General features: G+C 69.3%; 17 protein-coding genes. 9 read left to right on the top strand and 8 right to left on the bottom strand.

Annotated elements, in window-relative coordinates:
- Window positions 1-79 precede the first annotated feature (79 nt).
- Both hyi and gcl read right to left on the bottom strand, forming a co-directional pair.
- Window positions 80-877 (bottom strand): hydroxypyruvate isomerase, encoded by a 798-nt coding sequence (gene hyi, locus TSH58p_RS05195; protein ID WP_109068350.1) that lies wholly within the window; start codon window positions 875-877, stop codon window positions 80-82.
- A 187-nt stretch (window positions 878-1,064) separates the two neighbouring features.
- On the bottom strand, window positions 1,065-2,834 hold the full coding sequence (gene gcl, locus TSH58p_RS05190) for a glyoxylate carboligase (RefSeq protein ID WP_109068349.1): 1,770 nt from the start codon (window positions 2,832-2,834) through the stop codon (window positions 1,065-1,067).
- Window positions 2,835-3,056: 222 nt separating this feature from the next.
- Between gcl and TSH58p_RS05185 the strand changes: the two genes are divergently transcribed.
- Window positions 3,057-3,653: a thiamine phosphate synthase gene (locus tag TSH58p_RS05185; protein ID WP_247873856.1), complete on the top strand. Its 597-nt coding sequence runs from the start codon at window positions 3,057-3,059 to the stop codon at window positions 3,651-3,653.
- A gap of 170 nt (window positions 3,654-3,823) precedes the next feature.
- Window positions 3,824-4,513 carry a GntR family transcriptional regulator gene (locus TSH58p_RS05180; RefSeq protein ID WP_014240292.1) on the top strand — a complete coding sequence of 230 codons (690 nt, stop codon included), beginning with the start codon at window positions 3,824-3,826 and terminating at the stop codon, window positions 4,511-4,513.
- Between the two features lie 65 nt (window positions 4,514-4,578).
- On the opposite strand, the gene pyk is transcribed toward TSH58p_RS05180, so the two are convergent.
- Window positions 4,579-6,042 (bottom strand): pyruvate kinase, encoded by a 1,464-nt coding sequence (gene pyk / locus TSH58p_RS05175; RefSeq protein WP_109068347.1) that lies wholly within the window; start codon window positions 6,040-6,042, stop codon window positions 4,579-4,581.
- Window positions 6,043-6,233: 191 nt separating this feature from the next.
- Between pyk and TSH58p_RS05170 the strand changes: the two genes are divergently transcribed.
- Window positions 6,234-6,986 carry an NUDIX hydrolase gene (locus tag TSH58p_RS05170; protein WP_109068346.1) on the top strand — a complete coding sequence of 251 codons (753 nt, stop codon included), beginning with the start codon at window positions 6,234-6,236 and terminating at the stop codon, window positions 6,984-6,986.
- Window positions 6,987-7,234: 248 nt separating this feature from the next.
- A complete protein-coding gene (locus TSH58p_RS05165) occupies window positions 7,235-8,968 on the top strand; it encodes a PEP/pyruvate-binding domain-containing protein (protein WP_109068345.1) in 1,734 nt (577 codons plus the stop codon).
- Window positions 8,969-9,043: 75 nt separating this feature from the next.
- Here the strand turns inward: TSH58p_RS05165 and TSH58p_RS05160 are convergent, their stop codons facing one another.
- Entirely contained in the window at window positions 9,044-9,493 is a 450-nt protein-coding gene (locus TSH58p_RS05160; RefSeq protein ID WP_109068344.1) for a CBS domain-containing protein, read from the bottom strand.
- A 325-nt stretch (window positions 9,494-9,818) separates the two neighbouring features.
- Here TSH58p_RS05160 and TSH58p_RS05155 point away from each other — a divergent pair, with 325 nt between their 5' ends.
- Complete coding sequence (locus TSH58p_RS05155; RefSeq protein ID WP_109068343.1) at window positions 9,819-10,568, top strand: sulfite exporter TauE/SafE family protein; 750 nt, start codon at window positions 9,819-9,821, stop codon at window positions 10,566-10,568.
- Between the two features lie 22 nt (window positions 10,569-10,590).
- Here the strand turns inward: TSH58p_RS05155 and TSH58p_RS05150 are convergent, their stop codons facing one another.
- The gene (locus tag TSH58p_RS05150) at window positions 10,591-11,139 is read right to left on the bottom strand and encodes a gamma carbonic anhydrase family protein (protein ID WP_371732438.1); all 549 of its coding nucleotides are present in this window, start codon (window positions 11,137-11,139) and stop codon (window positions 10,591-10,593) included.
- Window positions 11,140-11,279: 140 nt separating this feature from the next.
- Here TSH58p_RS05150 and TSH58p_RS05145 point away from each other — a divergent pair, with 140 nt between their 5' ends.
- A complete protein-coding gene (locus tag TSH58p_RS05145) occupies window positions 11,280-11,510 on the top strand; it encodes a zinc ribbon domain-containing protein (RefSeq protein WP_035673472.1) in 231 nt (76 codons plus the stop codon).
- Between the two features lie 10 nt (window positions 11,511-11,520).
- Here TSH58p_RS05145 and TSH58p_RS05140 read toward each other — a convergent pair whose 3' ends face one another.
- Window positions 11,521-13,062: a sigma 54-interacting transcriptional regulator gene (locus TSH58p_RS05140; RefSeq protein WP_109068341.1), complete on the bottom strand. Its 1,542-nt coding sequence runs from the start codon at window positions 13,060-13,062 to the stop codon at window positions 11,521-11,523.
- 274 nt (window positions 13,063-13,336) lie between these two features.
- Here TSH58p_RS05140 and TSH58p_RS05135 point away from each other — a divergent pair, with 274 nt between their 5' ends.
- Window positions 13,337-14,647: a D-amino acid dehydrogenase gene (locus tag TSH58p_RS05135; protein ID WP_109068340.1), complete on the top strand. Its 1,311-nt coding sequence runs from the start codon at window positions 13,337-13,339 to the stop codon at window positions 14,645-14,647.
- A gap of 23 nt (window positions 14,648-14,670) precedes the next feature.
- On the opposite strand, the gene TSH58p_RS05130 is transcribed toward TSH58p_RS05135, so the two are convergent.
- The gene (locus TSH58p_RS05130) at window positions 14,671-15,420 is read right to left on the bottom strand and encodes a PRC-barrel domain-containing protein (RefSeq protein WP_109068339.1); all 750 of its coding nucleotides are present in this window, start codon (window positions 15,418-15,420) and stop codon (window positions 14,671-14,673) included.
- A gap of 129 nt (window positions 15,421-15,549) precedes the next feature.
- On the opposite strand from TSH58p_RS05130, the gene TSH58p_RS05125 reads away from it, so the two are divergent.
- Window positions 15,550-16,122, top strand: coding sequence for a type 1 glutamine amidotransferase domain-containing protein (locus TSH58p_RS05125; protein WP_109068338.1), 573 nt, complete (start codon window positions 15,550-15,552; stop codon window positions 16,120-16,122).
- Between the two features lie 46 nt (window positions 16,123-16,168).
- Here TSH58p_RS05125 and TSH58p_RS05120 read toward each other — a convergent pair whose 3' ends face one another.
- Window positions 16,169-16,831, bottom strand: coding sequence for a response regulator transcription factor (locus TSH58p_RS05120; protein ID WP_109068337.1), 663 nt, complete (start codon window positions 16,829-16,831; stop codon window positions 16,169-16,171).
- Between the two features lie 352 nt (window positions 16,832-17,183).
- Here TSH58p_RS05120 and TSH58p_RS05115 point away from each other — a divergent pair, with 352 nt between their 5' ends.
- Window positions 17,184-17,885 carry a response regulator transcription factor gene (locus TSH58p_RS05115; protein ID WP_109068336.1) on the top strand — a complete coding sequence of 234 codons (702 nt, stop codon included), beginning with the start codon at window positions 17,184-17,186 and terminating at the stop codon, window positions 17,883-17,885.
- Window positions 17,886-17,902 lie beyond the last annotated feature (17 nt).

Here is a 17,902-nt window from a genome sequence, read left to right as displayed (position 1 = left end):
GGCTGTGTCCTCAAATCTTCTGTGTTCGGGCGGTCGAAAAGGGGTGGGCGATCAGGCGGTGGCCATCAGGCGGCGGCCATCAGGCGGCGACGGTCTCGCCGGGGGTGGCGGCGCGCATCCAGCCCAGCCCTTCGCTGGTCCCCTTGGCCGGCTTGTACTCGCAGCCGACCCAGCCGTCGTAGCCGATCCGGTCGAGCGCCGCGAAGACGAAGGGGTAGTTGATCTCGCCGGTGCCCGGCTCGTTGCGGCCCGGGTTGTCGGCGATCTGGACATGCGCGATCTTCGGCAGCAGGCGCTGGATGGTCGGGACGAGGTCGCCCTCCATGATCTGCATGTGGTAGACGTCGTACTGGATGAAGAGATTGTCGGAGCCGACAGCCTCCAGGATCCGTTCCGCCTGCGCGGTGTTGGTCAGGTGGAAGCCCGGAATGTCGCGGGTGTTGATCGGCTCGATCAGGAAGCGGATGCCGGCCTGCTTCAGCGCCTTGGCGGCGAAGGACAGGTTGTCGACGAAGGTGCGCTCCAGCGCGTCCGCCGCCACGCCCGCCGGGGCCTTGCCGGCGAGGCAGTTGATTTGCTTGCAGCCCAGCGCCGTGGCGTATTCGATGGCGCGGCCGACCCCGTCCTGGAATTCGCCCACGCGGTCCGGCAGGACGGCGATGCCGCGCTCGCCCGCGTCCCAGTCGCCCGCCGGCAGATTGTGCAGGACCTGGGTCAGCCGGTTGGCGGCCAGCCGCTCGACCAGCGCCTCCTTCTCGAAGGCATAGGGGAACAGGTACTCGACCCCGGTGAAGCCGTCCTTCGCCGCCGCGGCGAAGCGGTCGAGGAAGGGCAGCTCGTTGTAGAGCATCGTCAGGTTGGCGGCGAACTTGGGCATGTCTCTCTCCCGGATGTTCGTTTCGGGCTTGGCCGTTTGGCTCAGGATCGGGGACGGCGGGGAAAGGCGTCAACGCGGGGGTGGCGCTTTTTCACCCTGCGGAACTGTGGATCTGGCGGAGCCGCTCGCCCCCACCCTGACCCTCCCCCGCTGGGCGGGGAAGGGGATTGGGGCAACCGGCTGCCGATCAGACCCGCACCAGCTCCGGCTCGTCCGCAGGCACGTCCAGCACCTCCTCGAACTCGGTGATGTTGTTGATCTCCGTGCCCATGGCGATGTTGGTGACGCGCTCCAGGATGACCTCGACGACCACCGGGACCTGGAATTCGTCCATCCACTGTTGCGCCTGGGCGAAGGCGGATTGCAGGTTGTCCGGGTCGGTGACGCGGATGGCCTTGCAGCCGAGACCCTCGGCCACCGCGACGTGGTCGACGCCGTAGACGCCGATCTCCGGGGCGTTGATGTTCTCGAAGGAGAGCTGGACCTGGAAGTCCATCTGGAAGGCGCGCTGCGCCTGCCGGATCAGCCCGAGATAGCTGTTGTTCACCAGCACGTGGATGTAGGGCAGCTTGAACTGCGCGCCCACCGCCAGCTCCTCGATCAGGAACTGGAAGTCGTAGTCGCCGGACAGAGCGACGATCTTGCGCTTCGGATCGGCCACCCGCACGCCGAGCGCCGCCGGCAGGGTCCAGCCGAGCGGGCCGGCCTGACCGCAGTTGATCCAATGGCGCGGCTTGTAGACGTGCAGGAACTGCGCGCCGGCGATCTGCGACAGGCCGATGGTCGAGACGTAGCAGACGTCCTCGCCGAAGGCGCTGTTCATCTCCTGATAGACGCGCTGCGGCTTGATCGGCACGTTGGCGAAATCGGACTTGCGCAGCATGGAGCGCTTGCGGACCTGGCAGGTCTTCACCCACTCCGACCAGTCGCGCAGCTTGCCGGCGGCCTTCCACTCCTTCGCCACCTCGATGAAGAGGTCGAGCGCCGCCCCGGCGTCGGACACGATGCCCAGGTCCGGCGCGAAGACGCGGCCGATCTGGGTCGGCTCGATGTCCACATGCACGAACTTGCGGCCCTTGGTGTAGACGTCGACCGAGCCGGTGTGGCGGTTGGCCCAGCGGTTGCCGATGCCCAGCACGAAGTCGGACGCCAGCATGGCGGCGTTGCCGTAGCGGTGGGCGGTCTGCAGACCGACCATGCCGGCCATCAGCGGATGGTCGTCCGGAATGGCGCCCCAGGCCATCAGGGTCGGGATGACCGGCAGGCCGGCGATCTCGGCGAACTCGACCAGACGGTCGCTGGCGTCGGCGTTGATGATGCCGCCGCCGGCCACCAGCAGCGGACGCTCCGCCGCGTTCAGCATGGCCAGCGCCTTCTCCACCTGGGCGCGGCTCGCCGCCGGCTTGTAGGTGGGCAGGGGCTGGTAGGAGTCGGGATCGAACTCGATCTCCGCCATCTGCACGTCGATCGGCAGGTCGAGCAGCACCGGGCCGGGCCGGCCGGAGCGCATCAGGTGGAAGGCCTGCTGGAAGGCGTAGGGAACCTGCCCCGGCTCCAGCACGGTGACCGCCCACTTGGCGACCGGCTTGGCGATGGACGGGATGTCCACGGCCTGGAAATCCTCCTTGTGCAGGCGGGCGCGCGGCGCCTGGCCGGTGATGCACAGGATCGGAATGGAGTCGGCGGAGGCCGAATAGAGGCCCGTGATCATGTCGGTGCCGGCGGGGCCGGAGGTGCCGATGCAGACGCCGATGTTGCCGGCCTTGGCGCGCGTGTAGCCCTCGGCCATATGCGACGCGCCCTCGACATGGCGCGCAAGAACGTGGCCGATGCGGCCGTTGCGTTGCAGCGCCGCGTAGAACGGATTGATGGCCGCTCCGGGGACGCCAAAGCAAACGGACACGCCTTCTTTTTCCAGGACATGCACCGCCGCTTCAATCGCCATCATCCTAGCCATGGCTTGGTCTCCTCCCTCGCGTAACGGGTCGCGGTTGCGTTGGATTGAGCTTTCATCAGCGGGGCGGCTATTGGCAAAGTGTTGGCGAATCCTTTCCGCGTGATGGAAATCGCGCCGAACGGGGCAGTCCTTCACGGCAAGGCCAGAGATTATGCTGCACTTGCACAGTCCCGATGGCGCTGTCATCGTGAGCGGATGATGGCGATCCCGAGTCCCCGCCTGTTGGCGATCACGGACCGGCGGCAGGCGGCGCAGCCCCTGCCGGATCTGGCGGCGCGCCTGTTCGCCGGCGGCCTGCGCTGGCTGTCGCTGCGCGAAAAGGATCTGGACGGAACCCGGCAGATCGCCCTGGCCCACACGCTGGTCGAACGGGCGCGGCCCTGGGGCGCGCTGGTCACGCTGCACGGCGACCCCGATCTCGCGCTGGCCGCCGGGACGGACGGGGTTCATCTGCCGGAGGGGGCCGACGTGGCGGCGGCTCGGCAGCGGCTCGGCCCCGGCGCGCTGGTCGGTCTTTCGGCGCATGACGCGGAGGGGATTCGCCGCGCCGCGGCGGGCGGGGCCGATTACGTCACGCTGTCGCCCGTTTTTCCGTCGCCGAGCAAGCCGGGCTACGGTCCGCCGCTCGGGGCGGAGGGGCTGAGACGCTTGGCCGCGGACGCTCCCTTGCCCATCATCGCGCTCGGCGGCGTGGAGTCGGGTAACATCGGTGACTGTCTGGCCGCGGGAGCCGCCGGAGTGGCGGTCATGGGCACGGTGATGCGGACTCCGGACAGCCTGCCCGATCTGCTCAAGGCCTTGAAAGGCCGACAACCGTAAGGACGAGGGGCGGGCGGAACCACCCTATCCTTATCGTGGTCCTGGACTTTTCAGCCCGAAATGTGCATCTGGTATCTCATATACGAAAACGATGCGATGCCTTTCGCACGACCGGGCCGGCGCACACTGGGGTGCTTCCGGACGGCCAGCATTGAGGAACGGTGCCGACCATGAACCCTCCGCCGATCAACGTCCAGCCGCTCGACACCGGAACGACCTTCCGCAGCCAGGCGTACCACGCGTTGAAGCAAGCCATCTCGCAAATGGACATCTACGACCATAACGACGAGATCCGGCTTGAGGAGCGGCAGCTCAGCGAGTTGCTGGGCGTCAGCCGGACGCCGATCCGCGAGGCGCTGACCCTGCTGGAGCAGGAGGGGTTCATCCGCCTCCAGCCGCGCCGGGGCATCTTCGTCATCCGCAAGACCAAGGCCGAGATCGTCGAGATGATCCAGGTCTGGGCGGCGCTGGAAAGCATGGCCGGGCGGATGGTCGCCACGCAGGCCACCGACGAGGACATCCGCACCCTGTGGGATCTCTTCCGCAACTTCGAGATGCGGAACCCCAAGGAGCATGTCAACGAATACTCCGACGCTAACATCGCCTTCCACAAGAGCATCATCCGGCTCAGCGGCTCCAAGCTGATCCAGGAGATGACCGACAACCTGTTCATCCACATCCGCGCCATCCGCAAGCTGACCATCGGCCAGGACAACCGGGCGGAGCGGTCGATCAACGACCACAAGGAAATCATCAAGGCCCTGGAACGCCGCGACGTCGATCAGGCCGAACACCTGATCCGCGACCACACGCTCGGTCTGGCGGCGCACGTCGAGAAGCATTGCGACTTCCTGGAGTGAGGGGCGACTTCCTGGAGTGAGGGTGCCCCGCCCCCGGTGAGGGGGGAAGGGCACGGACACGGGGGTCAGGCCGGCTCGTGGAGCTGCGCGGTCGTCACGCTGTTCAGCCCGTTCGCGGTGATCGTGACCACGCGCAGGCTGTTGGTGGTGCCGGGCGTTCCGAAGGGGACGCCCGCTGTCACGATCAGGGACTGGCCGGGGGCGCCGATGCCCTCCTGGGCGGCGACGAGGCTGGCCCGCTCGACCATTTCCGCGAAATTCGCCACGTCGGCGGTCCAGACCGGATGGACCCCCCAGGCCAGCGACAGCAGCCGGGCGGTCCCGCGTTCGGCGCTGAGGCCGAGGATCGGCACGGTCGGCCGCTCGCGCGAGGCGCGCCGCGCGGTGGAGCCGGTGCTGGTGAAGGTGGCGATGCCGGCGGCCGAGATGGTCTCGGCGATCTGGCGCGCCGCGGCGGACAGGGCGTCCGGGGTGGTCGCCTCCGGGCTCGGATGCTCGGAGTCCATGATGCGGCGGTAGAGCGGATCGCGCTCCACCCGGCGGATGATGCGGTCCATCATCGCCACGGCCTCCACCGGGTGCTTGCCCGACGCGGATTCCGCCGACAGCATCACGGCGTCAGACCCGTCATAGACGGCGGTCGCCACGTCCGACGCCTCGGCGCGCGTCGGCGTCGGCTCGGTGATCATGGATTCCAGCATCTGGGTGGCGACGATCACCGGCTTTCCGGCGGCGCGGCTCAGACGGATCATCCGCTTCTGCAAGCCGGGCACGTCCTCCGGCGGCAGTTCCACGCCGAGGTCGCCGCGGGCCACCATCACCGCGTCCGACAGGGCGATGATCTCCTCCAGCCGGGGCAGGGCGGCGGGCTTCTCCACCTTGGTCATGATGTGGGCGCGGTCGCCGATCAGGGCGCGCGCCTCCAGGATGTCCTCGGGCCGCTGCACGAAGCTGAGGCCGATCCAGTCCACGCCCAGCGTCAGGCCGAACTGCAGGTCGCTGCGGTCCTTTTCCGACAGGGCGCTGAGGGCCAGCGTGGTGCCGGGGACGTTCATGCCCTTGCGGTCGGACAGCGTGCCGCCGACCATGACCTCGGTCTCGGCGTGGTCGGGGCCGCAGCTCAGCACGCGCAGGCGCATGCGCCCGTCGTTCAGCAGAAGCTCGTGGCCCGGCTCCAGGCTGGCGAAGATCTCCGGATGCGGGACGCAGACGCGGGTGCGGTCGCCCGGCGTGGGATCGAGGTCGAGGCGGAAGCGGTCGCCGCCGGCCAGGATCACCGCCACCTCCTTGAAGGTGCCGACGCGCAGCTTCGGACCCTGAAGATCGAGAAGCACGCCGATGGGGCGCCCGACCGTCTCCTCGACCGCGCGGATCTGGCGGTAGCGTTCGGCGTGGTCGCGCTGCGTGCCGTGGCTGGCGTTCAGGCGGAAGACATCCACGCCGGCCTCGGCGAGGGCGAAAATCTGGCTGTAGGTCGAGCTGGCCGGCCCCAGAGTGGCGACGATCTTGGTGCTGCGGTTGCGCTGCATGGCGCGGGCCTCCTGAGAGGGCGATGACTAGACAATGACTGGGTGGTGCTGGGGCGATGCTGCGACCGGGGCGGGGCGGGGGTCAAACCGGCGCTATGGCTTTTCCACATAGCGGGAAGTCACACGGTTGGTTTGACCGGGGGTGAGCCGCGGGCGGACACTGGACGCCCGCGATCAGCCAGGACGATGCCATGAACACGCCTGTCGAGCCGCTTTCCGCCGCCAGCCTGATCCTTCTGCGCGACAGCGTGGACGGGCTGGAGGTCTTCATGATCCAGCGCCACCGCGACCTTCGCTTCGCGCCCGGCGCCACGGTGTTTCCCGGCGGCCGGCTGGACGCGGAGGACAGCGAGCTGCCCTGGCGGGACCTGTCCCTGCCGCTGACCGACGACATGCCGCAGCGGATGGCTGCGATCCGCGAGGCGTTCGAGGAGTGCGGCCTCCTGCTGGCCGGCGGCACGGTGGACGCCGCCCTTCTCGACGGGCTGCGCAGCGCGTCGGGCGGGACCTTCCTGGGCCGGCTGCTGGCGGCGGGGCTGGAGCCGGACGTCGCGGCGCTGGTGCCCTTCGCCCGCTGGCTCACGCCGGAGAGCGTGTGGCGGCGCTACGACACCCTGTTCTTCCTCGCCAAAGCCCCGCCGCGACAGACCGCGGTGGTCGATGGGGTGGAAGCGGTCGCCGGATTCTGGGGCACGCCGGAGGCCATCCTGGCCGAAGCGGAGGCGGAACGGCTGTCGCTGGTCTTCGCCACCCGCATGAACCTGCTGCGTCTCGCCGGCTGCCGCACGGTGCGCCACGCGATGGAGGAGGCCGCGCGCTTCCACCCCCTGACGCCCATCCTGCCCCGTCCCGCCGACACCCCCGAGGGGCCGGCGCTGTGCATCCCGGACGGGCTTGGCTACCCCCTGACCCAGGTCCCGCTGGAGCAGGCGCGGCTGGGCTGATCGCCTGGGGCCGTCGCGCATTCCCAACCCGAATTTCCGGGCAACAATTCGCCTAAAATTCCGCTATGCGGAATTTCCCGTGCCTTTTTTCACCGCCGAAGCGTTATCGTCGCAAATGCGACTATTTGTGCATTGCACTCAGTTCGTAAAGTGGCATTATAAGGAAATAAGATATCGGTTTGACCGGAGAAATTTTCCGTTCATGTCCACAGGGTGCCTGAACACCACGCCGACGCGAGGATAGGTCCATGCTCCACCAGTCCATCATCCAAGGCTCCACCGACGCCAGCGGCGCCATCGCCGTCGGTGCCGCCGTGGTTGCCGGGCACGCGGCTCTGCCGGCGGCCACTGGACAGCGGGCCACTGGACAACGGTGGGTCTACGCCTTCGGCGGCGGCGGTGCGGAGGGGCATGGCGGCATGCTGGCGGAGTTGGGCGGCAAGGGCGCCGGGCTGGCCGAGATGGCCCGGCTGGGCGTGCCGGTGCCTCCGGGCTTCACCATCGTGGCGGAGGCCAGCCGCCGGCACCGCGCCGGACAGGGCGGTTTCCCCAGCGGGCTGACGGCCCAGGTGGAGGAGGCGCTGACCCGGCTGGAAAGCGTCGCGGGCGCGCGCTTCGGCGGGTCGGTGAACCCGCTGCTGGTGTCCGTGCGGTCCGGCGCACGGGCCTCGATGCCCGGCATGATGGACACCATCCTGAATCTCGGCCTGACCGACGCGACGGTGAAGGGGCTGGCGGCGCGCAGCGGCGACGCCCGTTTCGCCTACGACTGCTACCGCCGCCTGATCCAGACCTACGGCTCGGTGGTGCAGGGGGTCGGCGCCCACGTCTTCGACGCGGCGCTCGACGCCTACAAGGAGACGCGCGGGCTGGCCCGCGACGCCGACCTGAACGCCGCCGACTGGCGCGCCGTGGCCGCCGCCTACCGTGAGGTGATCGAGCGCGAGGCGGGCGAGCCCTTCCCGCAGGACGCGCGGACCCAGCTCTTCGCCGCCATCGGGGCGATCTTCCGCTCCTGGAGCAACGCCCGCGCGGTGGCCTTCCGGGCGGTGCACGGCATCCCCGACGACTGGGGCACCGCGGCGACCGTGCAGGCGATGGTGTTCGGCAACCGCGGCAGCGCCTCCGGCACCGGCGTCGCCCACAGCCGCGACCCGTCCACCGGCGAGGCCGTGCTGTGCGGCGAGTTCCTGGCCGACGCGCAGGGCGAGGACATCGTGTCGGGGCTGCGCACGCCGGGGCCGCTGGCTGGCGCCGACGCCTCCCTGGAATCGGTCGCCCCCGAGGCCTTCGCCGAGCTGGGCGGCATCGCCGACCGGCTGGAGCGCCATTTCGGCGACATGCAGGAGATCGAATTCACCGTCCAGCAGGGGCGCCTGTTCATCCTGCAGTCGCGCGCCGGCAAGCGGACCCCGGAGGCGGGCGTGCGGATCGCCACGGAGATGGCGCAGGCCGGCATCATCACGCGGGCCGAGGCGGTGCGGCGCGCCGACCTGCCGGCGCTGGCGGACAGCCTGCGTCCCATTCCCCATCCGGACGCCCCCCGCGAGGTGATCGCCCGCGGCCTGCCGGCGTCCTCCGGCGCGGCGACGGGCGCCGCCGTCTTCACGTCGGACGAGGCGGTCCGGCTGGCGGCGGAGGGCGTGGCGGTGGTTCTGTGCCGGCCCGAAACCTCCCCCCACGACGTGCATGGCATGCAGGTGGCCTGCGCCGTGGTGACGGCCCGCGGCGGAGCGACCAGCCACGCCGCCACCGTCGCCCGCGCCATGGGGCTGCCCTGCGTCACCGGAGCCCGGATGCTGCGCGTCGATCCGGCGGCCGGCGTGATGACCGTCGGCGAGGTGACCGTCCGGGCCGGTGAGATCATCACCGTGGACGGCGGGGCCGGCCATGTGATCCTGGGCAGCGTGCCGATGATCCGCCCCGAACCGCCGGAAGCCGTGGCGCTGCTGCTGCGCTGGGCGGAGGACGCCGGCGAGTGATGGTTGGTCGGTCATGAAAAAGGCCCGCTGTCCGATGGGACGGCGGGCCTTTTCTCTGCGGTGTGGGCGACCCGGTCAGTGGGCGTAGACCGGGGTTTCCTGCGCCGGCGGCTGGGTGTGGGCGACCATCTCGGTGAGCTGGAGCTTGGTGAAGTCGCGGGCGCTGACGACGCCGACCAGCGTGGAGCCGTCGAGCACCGGCAGGTGGCGGATGTGGTGGCGGTCCATCAGTTCCAGCGCGTGGACGAGGCTGTCGTCGGGCGAGCAGGTCTGGGGCGCGCGCGACATCAGCATGAAGACCGGCGTCTTCAGGACGGAAGCGCCGCGCTCCAGCAGCGCGTAGACGACGTCGCGTTCCGACAGCATGCCGGCCACGGCGTTGCCCTCCGTCCGGCAGACGTCCTTGACCACCAGGGCGCTGATGTTTTCCGACCGCATCAGCCGGATCGCCTCCTCGATGGTTTCGCCGGAACGGACGGTGACGACGCGGGATTCCTTGGTCCGAAGAATGTCGGCGACTTTCATGGCGAGCCCTCCACCAGACAGCGGGTTGCGTAAGCGCGCCCTGCACGGAGACCCCCGCGGGGGACCGGAGCTTGACCGGCGGGACCGCGTCGGGCCGGTCGAAGGCCGTCGGCGGCACCTGGGCATCGGGCAGTGGCAGGCGATGGATATTTGGTATACCAGATGCCAGAGTCCGTCAATAGCTAATATGGCAAACAATCAGCAGAGTCGCGTTTTTGTGAGGGGGCGGCGATGCCTTCTCCGCCAAGCCTATGGCGATTGTCAGGGTGCCCACAACGATCGCTGGCATGCCAAATACGAAGAGTGACTGGAGGGTGGGTGTCCGATGGTTGCCATGGTGCTGCTGATGGTCGCGGCGTTCGCATCCGGTGTTCTCAACGCCGTCGCCGGAGGTGGGGCCTTCATCACCTTTCCGGCGCTGCTGTTCGCCGGGGTGCCGCCGGTCAGCGCCAACGTGTCGAGCACCGTCGCTCTGTTCCCCGGCCAGATGGCCAGCGCCTGGGCCTACCGCAACGAGATCCGGGGGGTGACGGAGGTCAGCGTCACCGCCTTTTCCGTGGTCAGCCTCGTCGGCGGGGTGGTCGGGGCCATTCTTCTGCTGACCACGCCGGACCGCGCCTTTGCCGGGCTGGTGCCCTGGCTGCTGCTGTTCGCGACGGCGGTCTTCGCGGTCGGCAGCTTCATGCCGGCGCTGGCCGCCCGGCTGCGGCTGGGGGGGCGCTCCGTTCTGGTCGTCCAGTTCGTCATCGCCATCTACGGCGGCTATTTCGGCGGTGGGATCGGCTTCCTGATGCTGGCGGCGCTGACCCTGTTCGGCCTGCGCGACATCCACGCCATGAACGGGCTGCGCATCCTGCTGGCCGCGCTGATGAACGGCGCGGCGGTGGCGGCCTTCTGCCTGTCCGACGCGGTGTCCTGGCCGGAAACCGCCGTCATGGCGGTGTCGGCCATCGTCGGCGGCTACGCCGGTGCCCACGCCGCGAAACGGGTCAGCCGCGACGTGATGAAGTGGGTGGTGGTGTCGATCGGCGTGGGGCTGACCCTGTACTTCTTCATCAAAGGCGCCGGAGCCTGAGGGCGCCCCACGCCGGCTCCGGTCAGGGCTGACTGGGAACGGTGCCGGGAACGGTGATGGGGCGCAGCCCCTTGGCGTAGCTCTTCCACCGCTCCTGGTAGACGGCGGCGGGGGCGCGCATGCGTTCCACATCCTCGTCCGACAGCGTGCGCACCACCTTGCCCGGCGCGCCGAGCACCAGGGACCGGTCGGGGATCTCCTTGCCCTCGGCGATGAAGGCGTGGGCGCCGATCAGGCAGTCGCGGCCGATGCGGGCGCCGTTGAGGACGGTGGCGCCGATGCCGATCAGGCTGCCGTCGCCCACGGTGCAGCCGTGCACCATCGCCAGATGGCCGATGGTCACGTTCTTCCCGATGAGCAGAGGAAAGCCGGGATCGACGTGGAGGACGGCGTTGTCCTGGACGTTGCTGCCGGCGCCGATGTGGATGCGCTCCTCCTCGGCGCGCATGACCGCGCCCCACCAGACGGACACGTCCTCCTCCAGCAGGATGTCGCCGACCACGGTGGCGCTGGGGGCCACCCAGCACTGGGGCGACAGTTGCGGGACCTTGTCGTTGAAGGCGTAGATCACCCGTTCCTCCTTCATTCTTCGTGCAAGCATCCTAACGCAGAATGGACCGGCGGCGTGCGAATGCTGCACTGCGCTATACCCATAAGAAAATTGCGTGATATGATGGGTGCGCCTGGTTCCCGACCCGTGTGAGGATTCCCATGCCGCTCTATTCCTACCACTGCACCGCCTGCGACCACGACTTTGAAGCGCTGGTGCGCTCGTCGGACACGCCCGTCTGCGCCTCCTGCGGGTCGGCGGCGCTGGAGCGGAAGGTGGCGCGCATCGCGCCGGACACCAAGGCCGACAAGTTCCTGAACACGGCCCGCCGCGCCGCCGCCGCGGAGGGCCATTTCAGCAACTACAGCAAGGCGGAGCGCTCGCGCATCTGACGCGCGGCGATCAGCTTCCGTCCGGTATCCCGTACTTGCGCAGCTTGTTCGCGATCATCGTGTGCGAGGTGTGGAGCCGGGCGGCCAGCTTGCGGCTGGACGGGTAGCGCGGGTAGAGGCGGCGGAGCAGGCCGCGCTCGAAGGCCGCCGCCGCCTCGTCCCAGCTCGACGGCTCGGCGGGCTCGCCGCCGGTCTCGGCGTCCATGCGCGCACCGGCCAGTTCCAGGTCGGCGGCGTCGAGATAGGCGCCGTCGCTCATCGTCACCGCGCGGAAGATGACGTTCTCCAGCTGGCGGACGTTGCCCGGCCAGGGGTTGGCGAGCAGGGCGGCGCTGGCCGCGACGGTCAGCCGGCAGGGTGGCCGGCGGGCCTGGGCGCAGGCGCGGGCGATGAAGTGCCGGGCGAGCAGGAGGATGTCGTCGCCGCGCTCGCGCAGAGCCGGGACCTGGAGCGACAGCACGTTCAGCCGGTAGAACAGATCCTCGCGGAAGCTGTGCCCGGCGACCATGGCGTCGAGGTCGCGGTGGGTGGCGCTGACCACGCGCACATCCACCGTCTGCTCGCGGTCGCCGCCGACGCGGCGGAACCGCCCGTCGTTGAGGAAGCGCAGCAGCTTGGCCTGGAGATAGGGCGACATCTCACCGATCTCGTCGAGGAAGACGGTGCCTCCATGGGCCAGTTCCAGCAGGCCGGGCTTGCCGCCGCGCTGCGCCCCGGTGAAGGAGCCGGGGGCGTAGCCGAACAGCTCGCTCTCCGCCAGACTCTCCGGCACGGCGGCGCAGTTCAGCGCCAGGAATGGCTTGTCGCGGCGCGGGCTGGCGCGGTGGCAGGCGTGGGCGATCAGTTCCTTGCCGGTGCCCGTCTCGCCCAGGATCAGCAGCGGCGCGTCGACCGCCGCGACCCGCGCCGCCCGCGCCTTCAGCGCGCGGATCGGGGCGGACTCGCCCAGGATGCGGTCGAAGCCGCCCTCGTCGAAGTTCTGAAGGGCGTTCAGCCGCTCGCCCAGCCGGCTCGGCGCGAAGAGGGTGACCACGCCGCCGGCGGGACGCCCGTCCTCGACGATGGGGGTGGCGTCCAGCAGGAAGGGCTGGCCGTTCAGCGTGACCTCCTGCCCGGCGGCGAGGCGGAAGCCGTTGTCCACCAGCAGGTCGGACAGCTCCGCGTCGCCGAACAGCCGGCCGAAATCGGCGCCGCTCAGAGCGGCCTCGCTGCGCCCGGCGACCGTCGCGGCGGCGGCGTTGGCGACCACGATGCGGCCCGCGCGGTCCACCGCCAGAACCGGGTCGGGCAGGGCGGCCAGCAGCGCGTCCAGATGCAGACGCCGCCGCGTGCCGGGCAGGATGTCGATGGGGGTGACGGACTCCACGCCCAGCACGGCGCGCAGGGCGGCGTCCAGCGCGCCGAAGCCCGGCACGTCCAGTTCCGGCGCGTCGATGTGGATGTGCGGCGGGTCCACCTCGACCGCCACGACGTTCAGGCGCCGCTTGGCAAGGACGGCCAGGATTTCGTGGGCGATGCCGACCCGGTCGGCGAACAGGACGTCGATGCGCATGGCTCTCCCCGGTGGAGGGATCGAGAGTACCACGACGGGCGTATCTGTAAACATCCATGTACGCTGTAACGATTTCTGTACGACGAAACCAAGAGGCTGTTTTGAACGTGATTTTCTAGCGGTCCTGCGGCGTTGCTCCGGCGCTGTGTAACGAATTGTGTACGGCATCCGTCCGGCGCGCAACCGGGCGCCCCAGCAATTCCGCGGTGTCCGGCACTTGGCATCCGGTTTGCGAATGGGATGGGGACAAATCCGTGATCTCGGGAGCCTTCACATGCGCGTCATCGTCCTCGGCAGCGGCGTCATCGGCGTTTCCACCGCCTATTTCCTGGCGAAGGCCGGGCACGAGGTCACGGTGGTGGACCGGCAGCCCGGCCCGGCGCTGGAGACCAGCTACGCCAACGCGGGCGAGGTGTCGCCGGGCTACTCCGCTCCCTGGGCGGCGCCGGGCCTGATGGCGAAGGCGGTGAAGTGGATGCTGATGAAGCATTCCCCGCTGGTGATCCGGCCGAAGCTCGACCCGGCGATGTGGTCCTGGTGCCTGAAGCTGCTGGCCAACGCCAACGAGCGCTCCTACGAGATCAACAAGGGCCGCATGGTCCGGCTGGCCGAGTACAGCCGCGACTGCCTGCGCGCCCTGCGCGACGAGACCGGCATCCGCTACGACGAGCGCGCCAAGGGCACGCTCCAGGTCTTCCGCACGCAGAAGCAGGTGGACGCCGCCGCCACCGACATGGCCGTGCTGGACCGTTTCAAGGTGCCCTACAGCCTGCTGGACGTGGAGGGCTGCGCGGCGGTCGAGCCGGCGCTGCGGCTGGTCAAGGAGAAGATCGTCGGCGGCCTGCTGCTGCCGGGCGACGAGACGGGCGACTGCTTCCGCTTCACCAACGCGCTGGCCGCCATGGCGACGGAGCTGGGTGTGGAGTTCCGCTACAACACCGGCATTCGCAAGCTGGAGAGCGACGGGCGCCGCGTCACCGGCGTGGTGACCGACGCCGGCACGCTGACCGCCGACGCCTACGTCGTCGCCATGGGCAGCTATTCCCCGATGCTGGTGAAGCCGTTCGGGCTGGATCTCCCGGTCTATCCGGTGAAGGGCTATTCGCTGACCCTGCCCATCGTCGATCCGGCGGGCGCGCCGGAATCCACGGTGATGGACGAGACGCACAAGATCGCGGTGACCCGCCTCGGCGACCGCATCCGCGTCGGCGGCACGGCGGAGCTGACCGGCTTCGACCTGACGCTGCGTCCGGGCCGCCGCGGTCCGCTCGACCATGTGGTCGGCGACCTGTTCCCGACGGGTGGCGACCTGTCGAAGGCGGAGTTCTGGACCGGCCTGCGCCCGAACACGCCGGACGGCACCCCCATCGTCGGCCCGACCCCGGTGCGCAACCTGTTCCTCAACACCGGCCACGGCACGCTGGGCTGGACGATGGCCGCCGGCTCGGGCCGGGTGGTCGCCGACGTGGTCGGTGGGCACCAGACGGAAATCGACATGGACGGGCTGACCGTCGCCCGCTACGGCCGCTCCGCCGCCGCGGCCAGCCGCCCGGCGGTCGGCGGCGTGGCCCGCCCGGCGGCCTGACCGGGCATCGTTCCTGGCGCGCCTTACTCCTGGCGCGCCTGGGCGCCCTGGTTCAGGCGCGCGGTGTTGAACTCCTTCATGCGCGCCGCGTCGAAAGAACCGAGCGCCTTCACCTGCTCCGGCGTCGCCTGCAAGGTGACGGAGGTCAGGCCCGGCTCCAGCGCCGCCGCTTTCCAGGCGACGGCGTAGGGGCCTTCGCCCTCCGGCTCGGGCGTCACCACGACGGCCTTGAGCGCGCCGTTGCGGTCGAACACCAGATCCTCCACCGTGCCGAAGAACCCGGCCTCGGTCGCGTCGCCCGCCGTGTTGGCCGGCTGGCCGATCAGGGCGGAGACGCGCCAGTCGCCGGGCCGGCTGGCCGCCTGCTGCTGGCGCCGGATCAGGTCCAGCGTGTCCGGGCCGGTGACCGGATAGGCCAGGATGCCGTCCACCGAACCGGGCATGAGCTGGTGCCAGGGCACGGTGAAGCGCGCCTCGCCGACGTCGAGCATGCCGCTGGCCTCGATCACCGCGCTTTCCAGCCGCCCGTCCGGGCCGACGACGAGATCCACCACCTGTCCAAGCTCCTCGCCGAGCAGCCCCTCGACCTCCGTTCCGACGATCACGCCGGCCCGCCAGCCCTGGTAGAGCCGGGGGTAGGACGCCTCCGCGGTCCGCACCGTTTCGGCGGAGTGGGAGGGTTGAGCCCGGACGGGTTGAGGAACGCCCAAAGTCAGGGACGTGGCGATGGCGAACGCGGCGAGGATGCCCGCCGAAGTGCCGCTGTAACGCATGGGTCTGTGCTCCCGATTGTGACGCGCGGTCCGTCAAAGGGAACATGGGGGGTGCGTGGCGGTTCCGGAGGGAACTCCCCAGAGGTACGCCGGTTGCTGACCGGACAGGCCAACCGAGGAGGTGATCCCATGGCAGGAAAACTCGAGAAGAAGACCGTCGCCGTTCTGGCGACCGACGGCTTCGAGCAGGTCGAGCTGACCGAACCGGTCAAGGCGCTGCGCAACGAAGGCGCCGAAGTGCGGATCGTCGCGCCCCAGGGCGGGCAGATCCAGGGCTGGAACCACCACGACAAGGCCGACCGGGTGGACGTGGACGTCACGCTCGATCAGGCGGACGCCGGCAGCTTCGACGCGCTGGTGCTGCCGGGCGGCGTCATCAACCCGGACGCGCTGCGGCTGGAGCCGAAGGCCATCGATTTCGTGCGCAGCTTCGTCCAGTCGGGCAAGCCCATCGCCGCGATTTGTCACGGCCCCTGGACGCTGATCGACGCGGGCGGCGCGAAGGGCAAGCGCATGACCTCCTGGCCGTCGCTGAAGGCCGATCTCGGCAACGCCGGGGCGACGTGGGAGGACAGCGAGGTCGTCACCGACCAGGGGCTGGTGACCTCGCGCAAGCCGGACGATCTGCCGGCCTTCTGCCGCAAGATGGTGGAGGAGTTCGCCGAAGGCCGCCACGGCACCCATCGCCACGCGGCGGAGTGAGGACGCACCGTCCCCTCTCCTGTGCCGGGAGAGGGGACGAACTCTTTTAGACGGATGCCAGCGGCGACAAGCCGTTCTGGATCGCCCACACCGCGGCTTGCGTGCGGTTCTGGGCGTTGATCTTCCGCATCACGTTCTTGAAATGCATCTTCACGGTCGATTCCGTGATGTGCAGGTTGCGCGCGATGGCCTTGTTCGACTGCCCGGCGAGCAGGCAGCGCAGGATCTGGATCTCGCGCTTCGACAGCTCGTTGTTGGCGGGCTGGGCGCGCTCCGGCTGCGGGCGCTCGCTGTTGGCGTTGGCGATCAGCAGGCTGGCGACGTGGGTCGGGTAGACCACCTCGCCCAGCATGACCAGTTGCAGGGCGCGCAGCAGGGACTCGCTCGACATCGACTTGTTCAGATAGGCGTCGGCGCCGGCCTTCAGCGACAGCGACAGCGTGCGGTCGGCGATGGCGTCGGCCAGCACGGCGATGCGCGCGCTGGTGGCGGCGCGCAGGCGCTTCACCCCGCCCGCCTCGTCGTTCGTCGCCTCCCCCAGGGCCACCACGATCAGGTCGGGCTGCACGCCCTGCGCGATGGCAGCCTCGGCATCCTCCACCGTCACGGCGTGATGGCAGACGCGGAAGGGGCCGCCGCTGATGAGCGTTCCCAGCGCCGCCGAAAACAGCCGGTCATGGTCCACGAGCATGACGTTCCAGGTTTTCATCGAAACTCCTCCGCGACGCCACCCGTGACGAGCAGCGCACAACGCCAATCGTTGTCCGTTTCGCCTGGGAAAAGGGAAAAAAGCCGCCTTTATTGTATCGAAAAAGCGTGCTTTACGCTGGTTGTCCCGATGATTTATACGGATGGTCAGGGAGCGGCGCAAGATGCTTGGAAGAAGCTCGATACGAATGAATCATAAATGGCTTCGAAGCGATAGAAATTCGCATGGCGCTGCTTCTGCAAAGTCCAAAAGAGGTATCTTTATACTTTTCCGCTGGACAGAAAGCCGGGCCGGTTTGGGGCATCTTTGTTTTCCGGAACGGCTTTCGGCGGCTTGATGGGGTAGCAAAGCAATGGAAGTTCAGCTGCAGACGCGCGGCAAGGAGCGGTCGGTGGCCGGCAGGGCGCAGACGTTTCTGGTGGTTGACGACCACCCCCTGGTGCGGCACGGCTTCGCCCTCTCGGTGGGGGAGATCCACCCGGACGCGCAGGTGCTGGAGGCTGGCTCGCTGGACGAGGCGATGGCCATCGCCGACCGCACGCCGGACCTGACGCTGGTCCTGTTCGACCTCAATCTGGGCGACCGCAGCGGGCGCGACGGGGTGCGCCGCATGGTCGAGGTTCTGGGAAGCCGCCCGCTGCTGGTCATCTCCGGGTCGGACGAGGTGGCCGACATCGTGGACAGCGTGCGGCTGGGGGCCAGGGGCTACATCCTGAAGACCAGCTCCACGGCGGTTCTGGAGCACGCGATCTCCCTGGCGCTGACCGGGGAGACCTTCCTGCCGCTGCCGCGCGCCGTCCTGTCCGGCAACGTCGCGGCGGAGGTCGCGCGCCCCTCGGGCCAGATACTCGACCGGCTGACCGACCGGCAGCGCGACGTGTTCCAGCTTCTGCTCGCCGGTCACTCGAACAAGGAGATCGCGCGGGAGCTGGGCGTGCTGGAAGGCACCGTGAAGGTCCATGTGCGGGCGATCATGCAGAAGCTGGGCGTGCGCAACCGCACCCAGGTCGCCGTCGTGGCGGCCCGCAGCGGCTGCTTCCCGGAGGACGCCTGACGCCATTCGGCGCCGTT

Origin of the sequence: Azospirillum sp. TSH58 (genome assembly GCF_003119115.1) — a bacterium.
In the GTDB taxonomy this organism is placed as follows: Bacteria; Pseudomonadota; Alphaproteobacteria; order Azospirillales; family Azospirillaceae; genus Azospirillum.
This window is presented reverse-complemented; position numbering and strand designations above follow the sequence as displayed.

What these genes read in the sequence shown, in the direction of transcription:
- hyi (WP_109068350.1), bottom strand. Translation starts at nt 877, where the DNA reads ATGCCCAAGTTCGCCGCCAACCTGACGATGCTCTACAACGAGCTGCCC.
- gcl (WP_109068349.1), bottom strand. Translation starts at nt 2,834, where the DNA reads ATGGCTAGGATGATGGCGATTGAAGCGGCGGTGCATGTCCTGGAAAAA.
- TSH58p_RS05180 (WP_014240292.1), top strand. Translation starts at nt 3,824, where the DNA reads ATGAACCCTCCGCCGATCAACGTCCAGCCGCTCGACACCGGAACGACC.
- pyk (WP_109068347.1), bottom strand. Translation starts at nt 6,042, where the DNA reads ATGCAGCGCAACCGCAGCACCAAGATCGTCGCCACTCTGGGGCCGGCC.
- TSH58p_RS05170 (WP_109068346.1), top strand. Translation starts at nt 6,234, where the DNA reads ATGAACACGCCTGTCGAGCCGCTTTCCGCCGCCAGCCTGATCCTTCTG.
- TSH58p_RS05165 (WP_109068345.1), top strand. Translation starts at nt 7,235, where the DNA reads ATGCTCCACCAGTCCATCATCCAAGGCTCCACCGACGCCAGCGGCGCC.
- TSH58p_RS05160 (WP_109068344.1), bottom strand. Translation starts at nt 9,493, where the DNA reads ATGAAAGTCGCCGACATTCTTCGGACCAAGGAATCCCGCGTCGTCACC.
- TSH58p_RS05155 (WP_109068343.1), top strand. Translation starts at nt 9,819, where the DNA reads ATGGTTGCCATGGTGCTGCTGATGGTCGCGGCGTTCGCATCCGGTGTT.
- TSH58p_RS05145 (WP_035673472.1), top strand. Translation starts at nt 11,280, where the DNA reads ATGCCGCTCTATTCCTACCACTGCACCGCCTGCGACCACGACTTTGAA.
- TSH58p_RS05140 (WP_109068341.1), bottom strand. Translation starts at nt 13,062, where the DNA reads ATGCGCATCGACGTCCTGTTCGCCGACCGGGTCGGCATCGCCCACGAA.
- TSH58p_RS05135 (WP_109068340.1), top strand. Translation starts at nt 13,337, where the DNA reads ATGCGCGTCATCGTCCTCGGCAGCGGCGTCATCGGCGTTTCCACCGCC.
- TSH58p_RS05130 (WP_109068339.1), bottom strand. Translation starts at nt 15,420, where the DNA reads ATGCGTTACAGCGGCACTTCGGCGGGCATCCTCGCCGCGTTCGCCATC.
- TSH58p_RS05125 (WP_109068338.1), top strand. Translation starts at nt 15,550, where the DNA reads ATGGCAGGAAAACTCGAGAAGAAGACCGTCGCCGTTCTGGCGACCGAC.
- TSH58p_RS05120 (WP_109068337.1), bottom strand. Translation starts at nt 16,831, where the DNA reads ATGAAAACCTGGAACGTCATGCTCGTGGACCATGACCGGCTGTTTTCG.
- TSH58p_RS05115 (WP_109068336.1), top strand. Translation starts at nt 17,184, where the DNA reads ATGGAAGTTCAGCTGCAGACGCGCGGCAAGGAGCGGTCGGTGGCCGGC.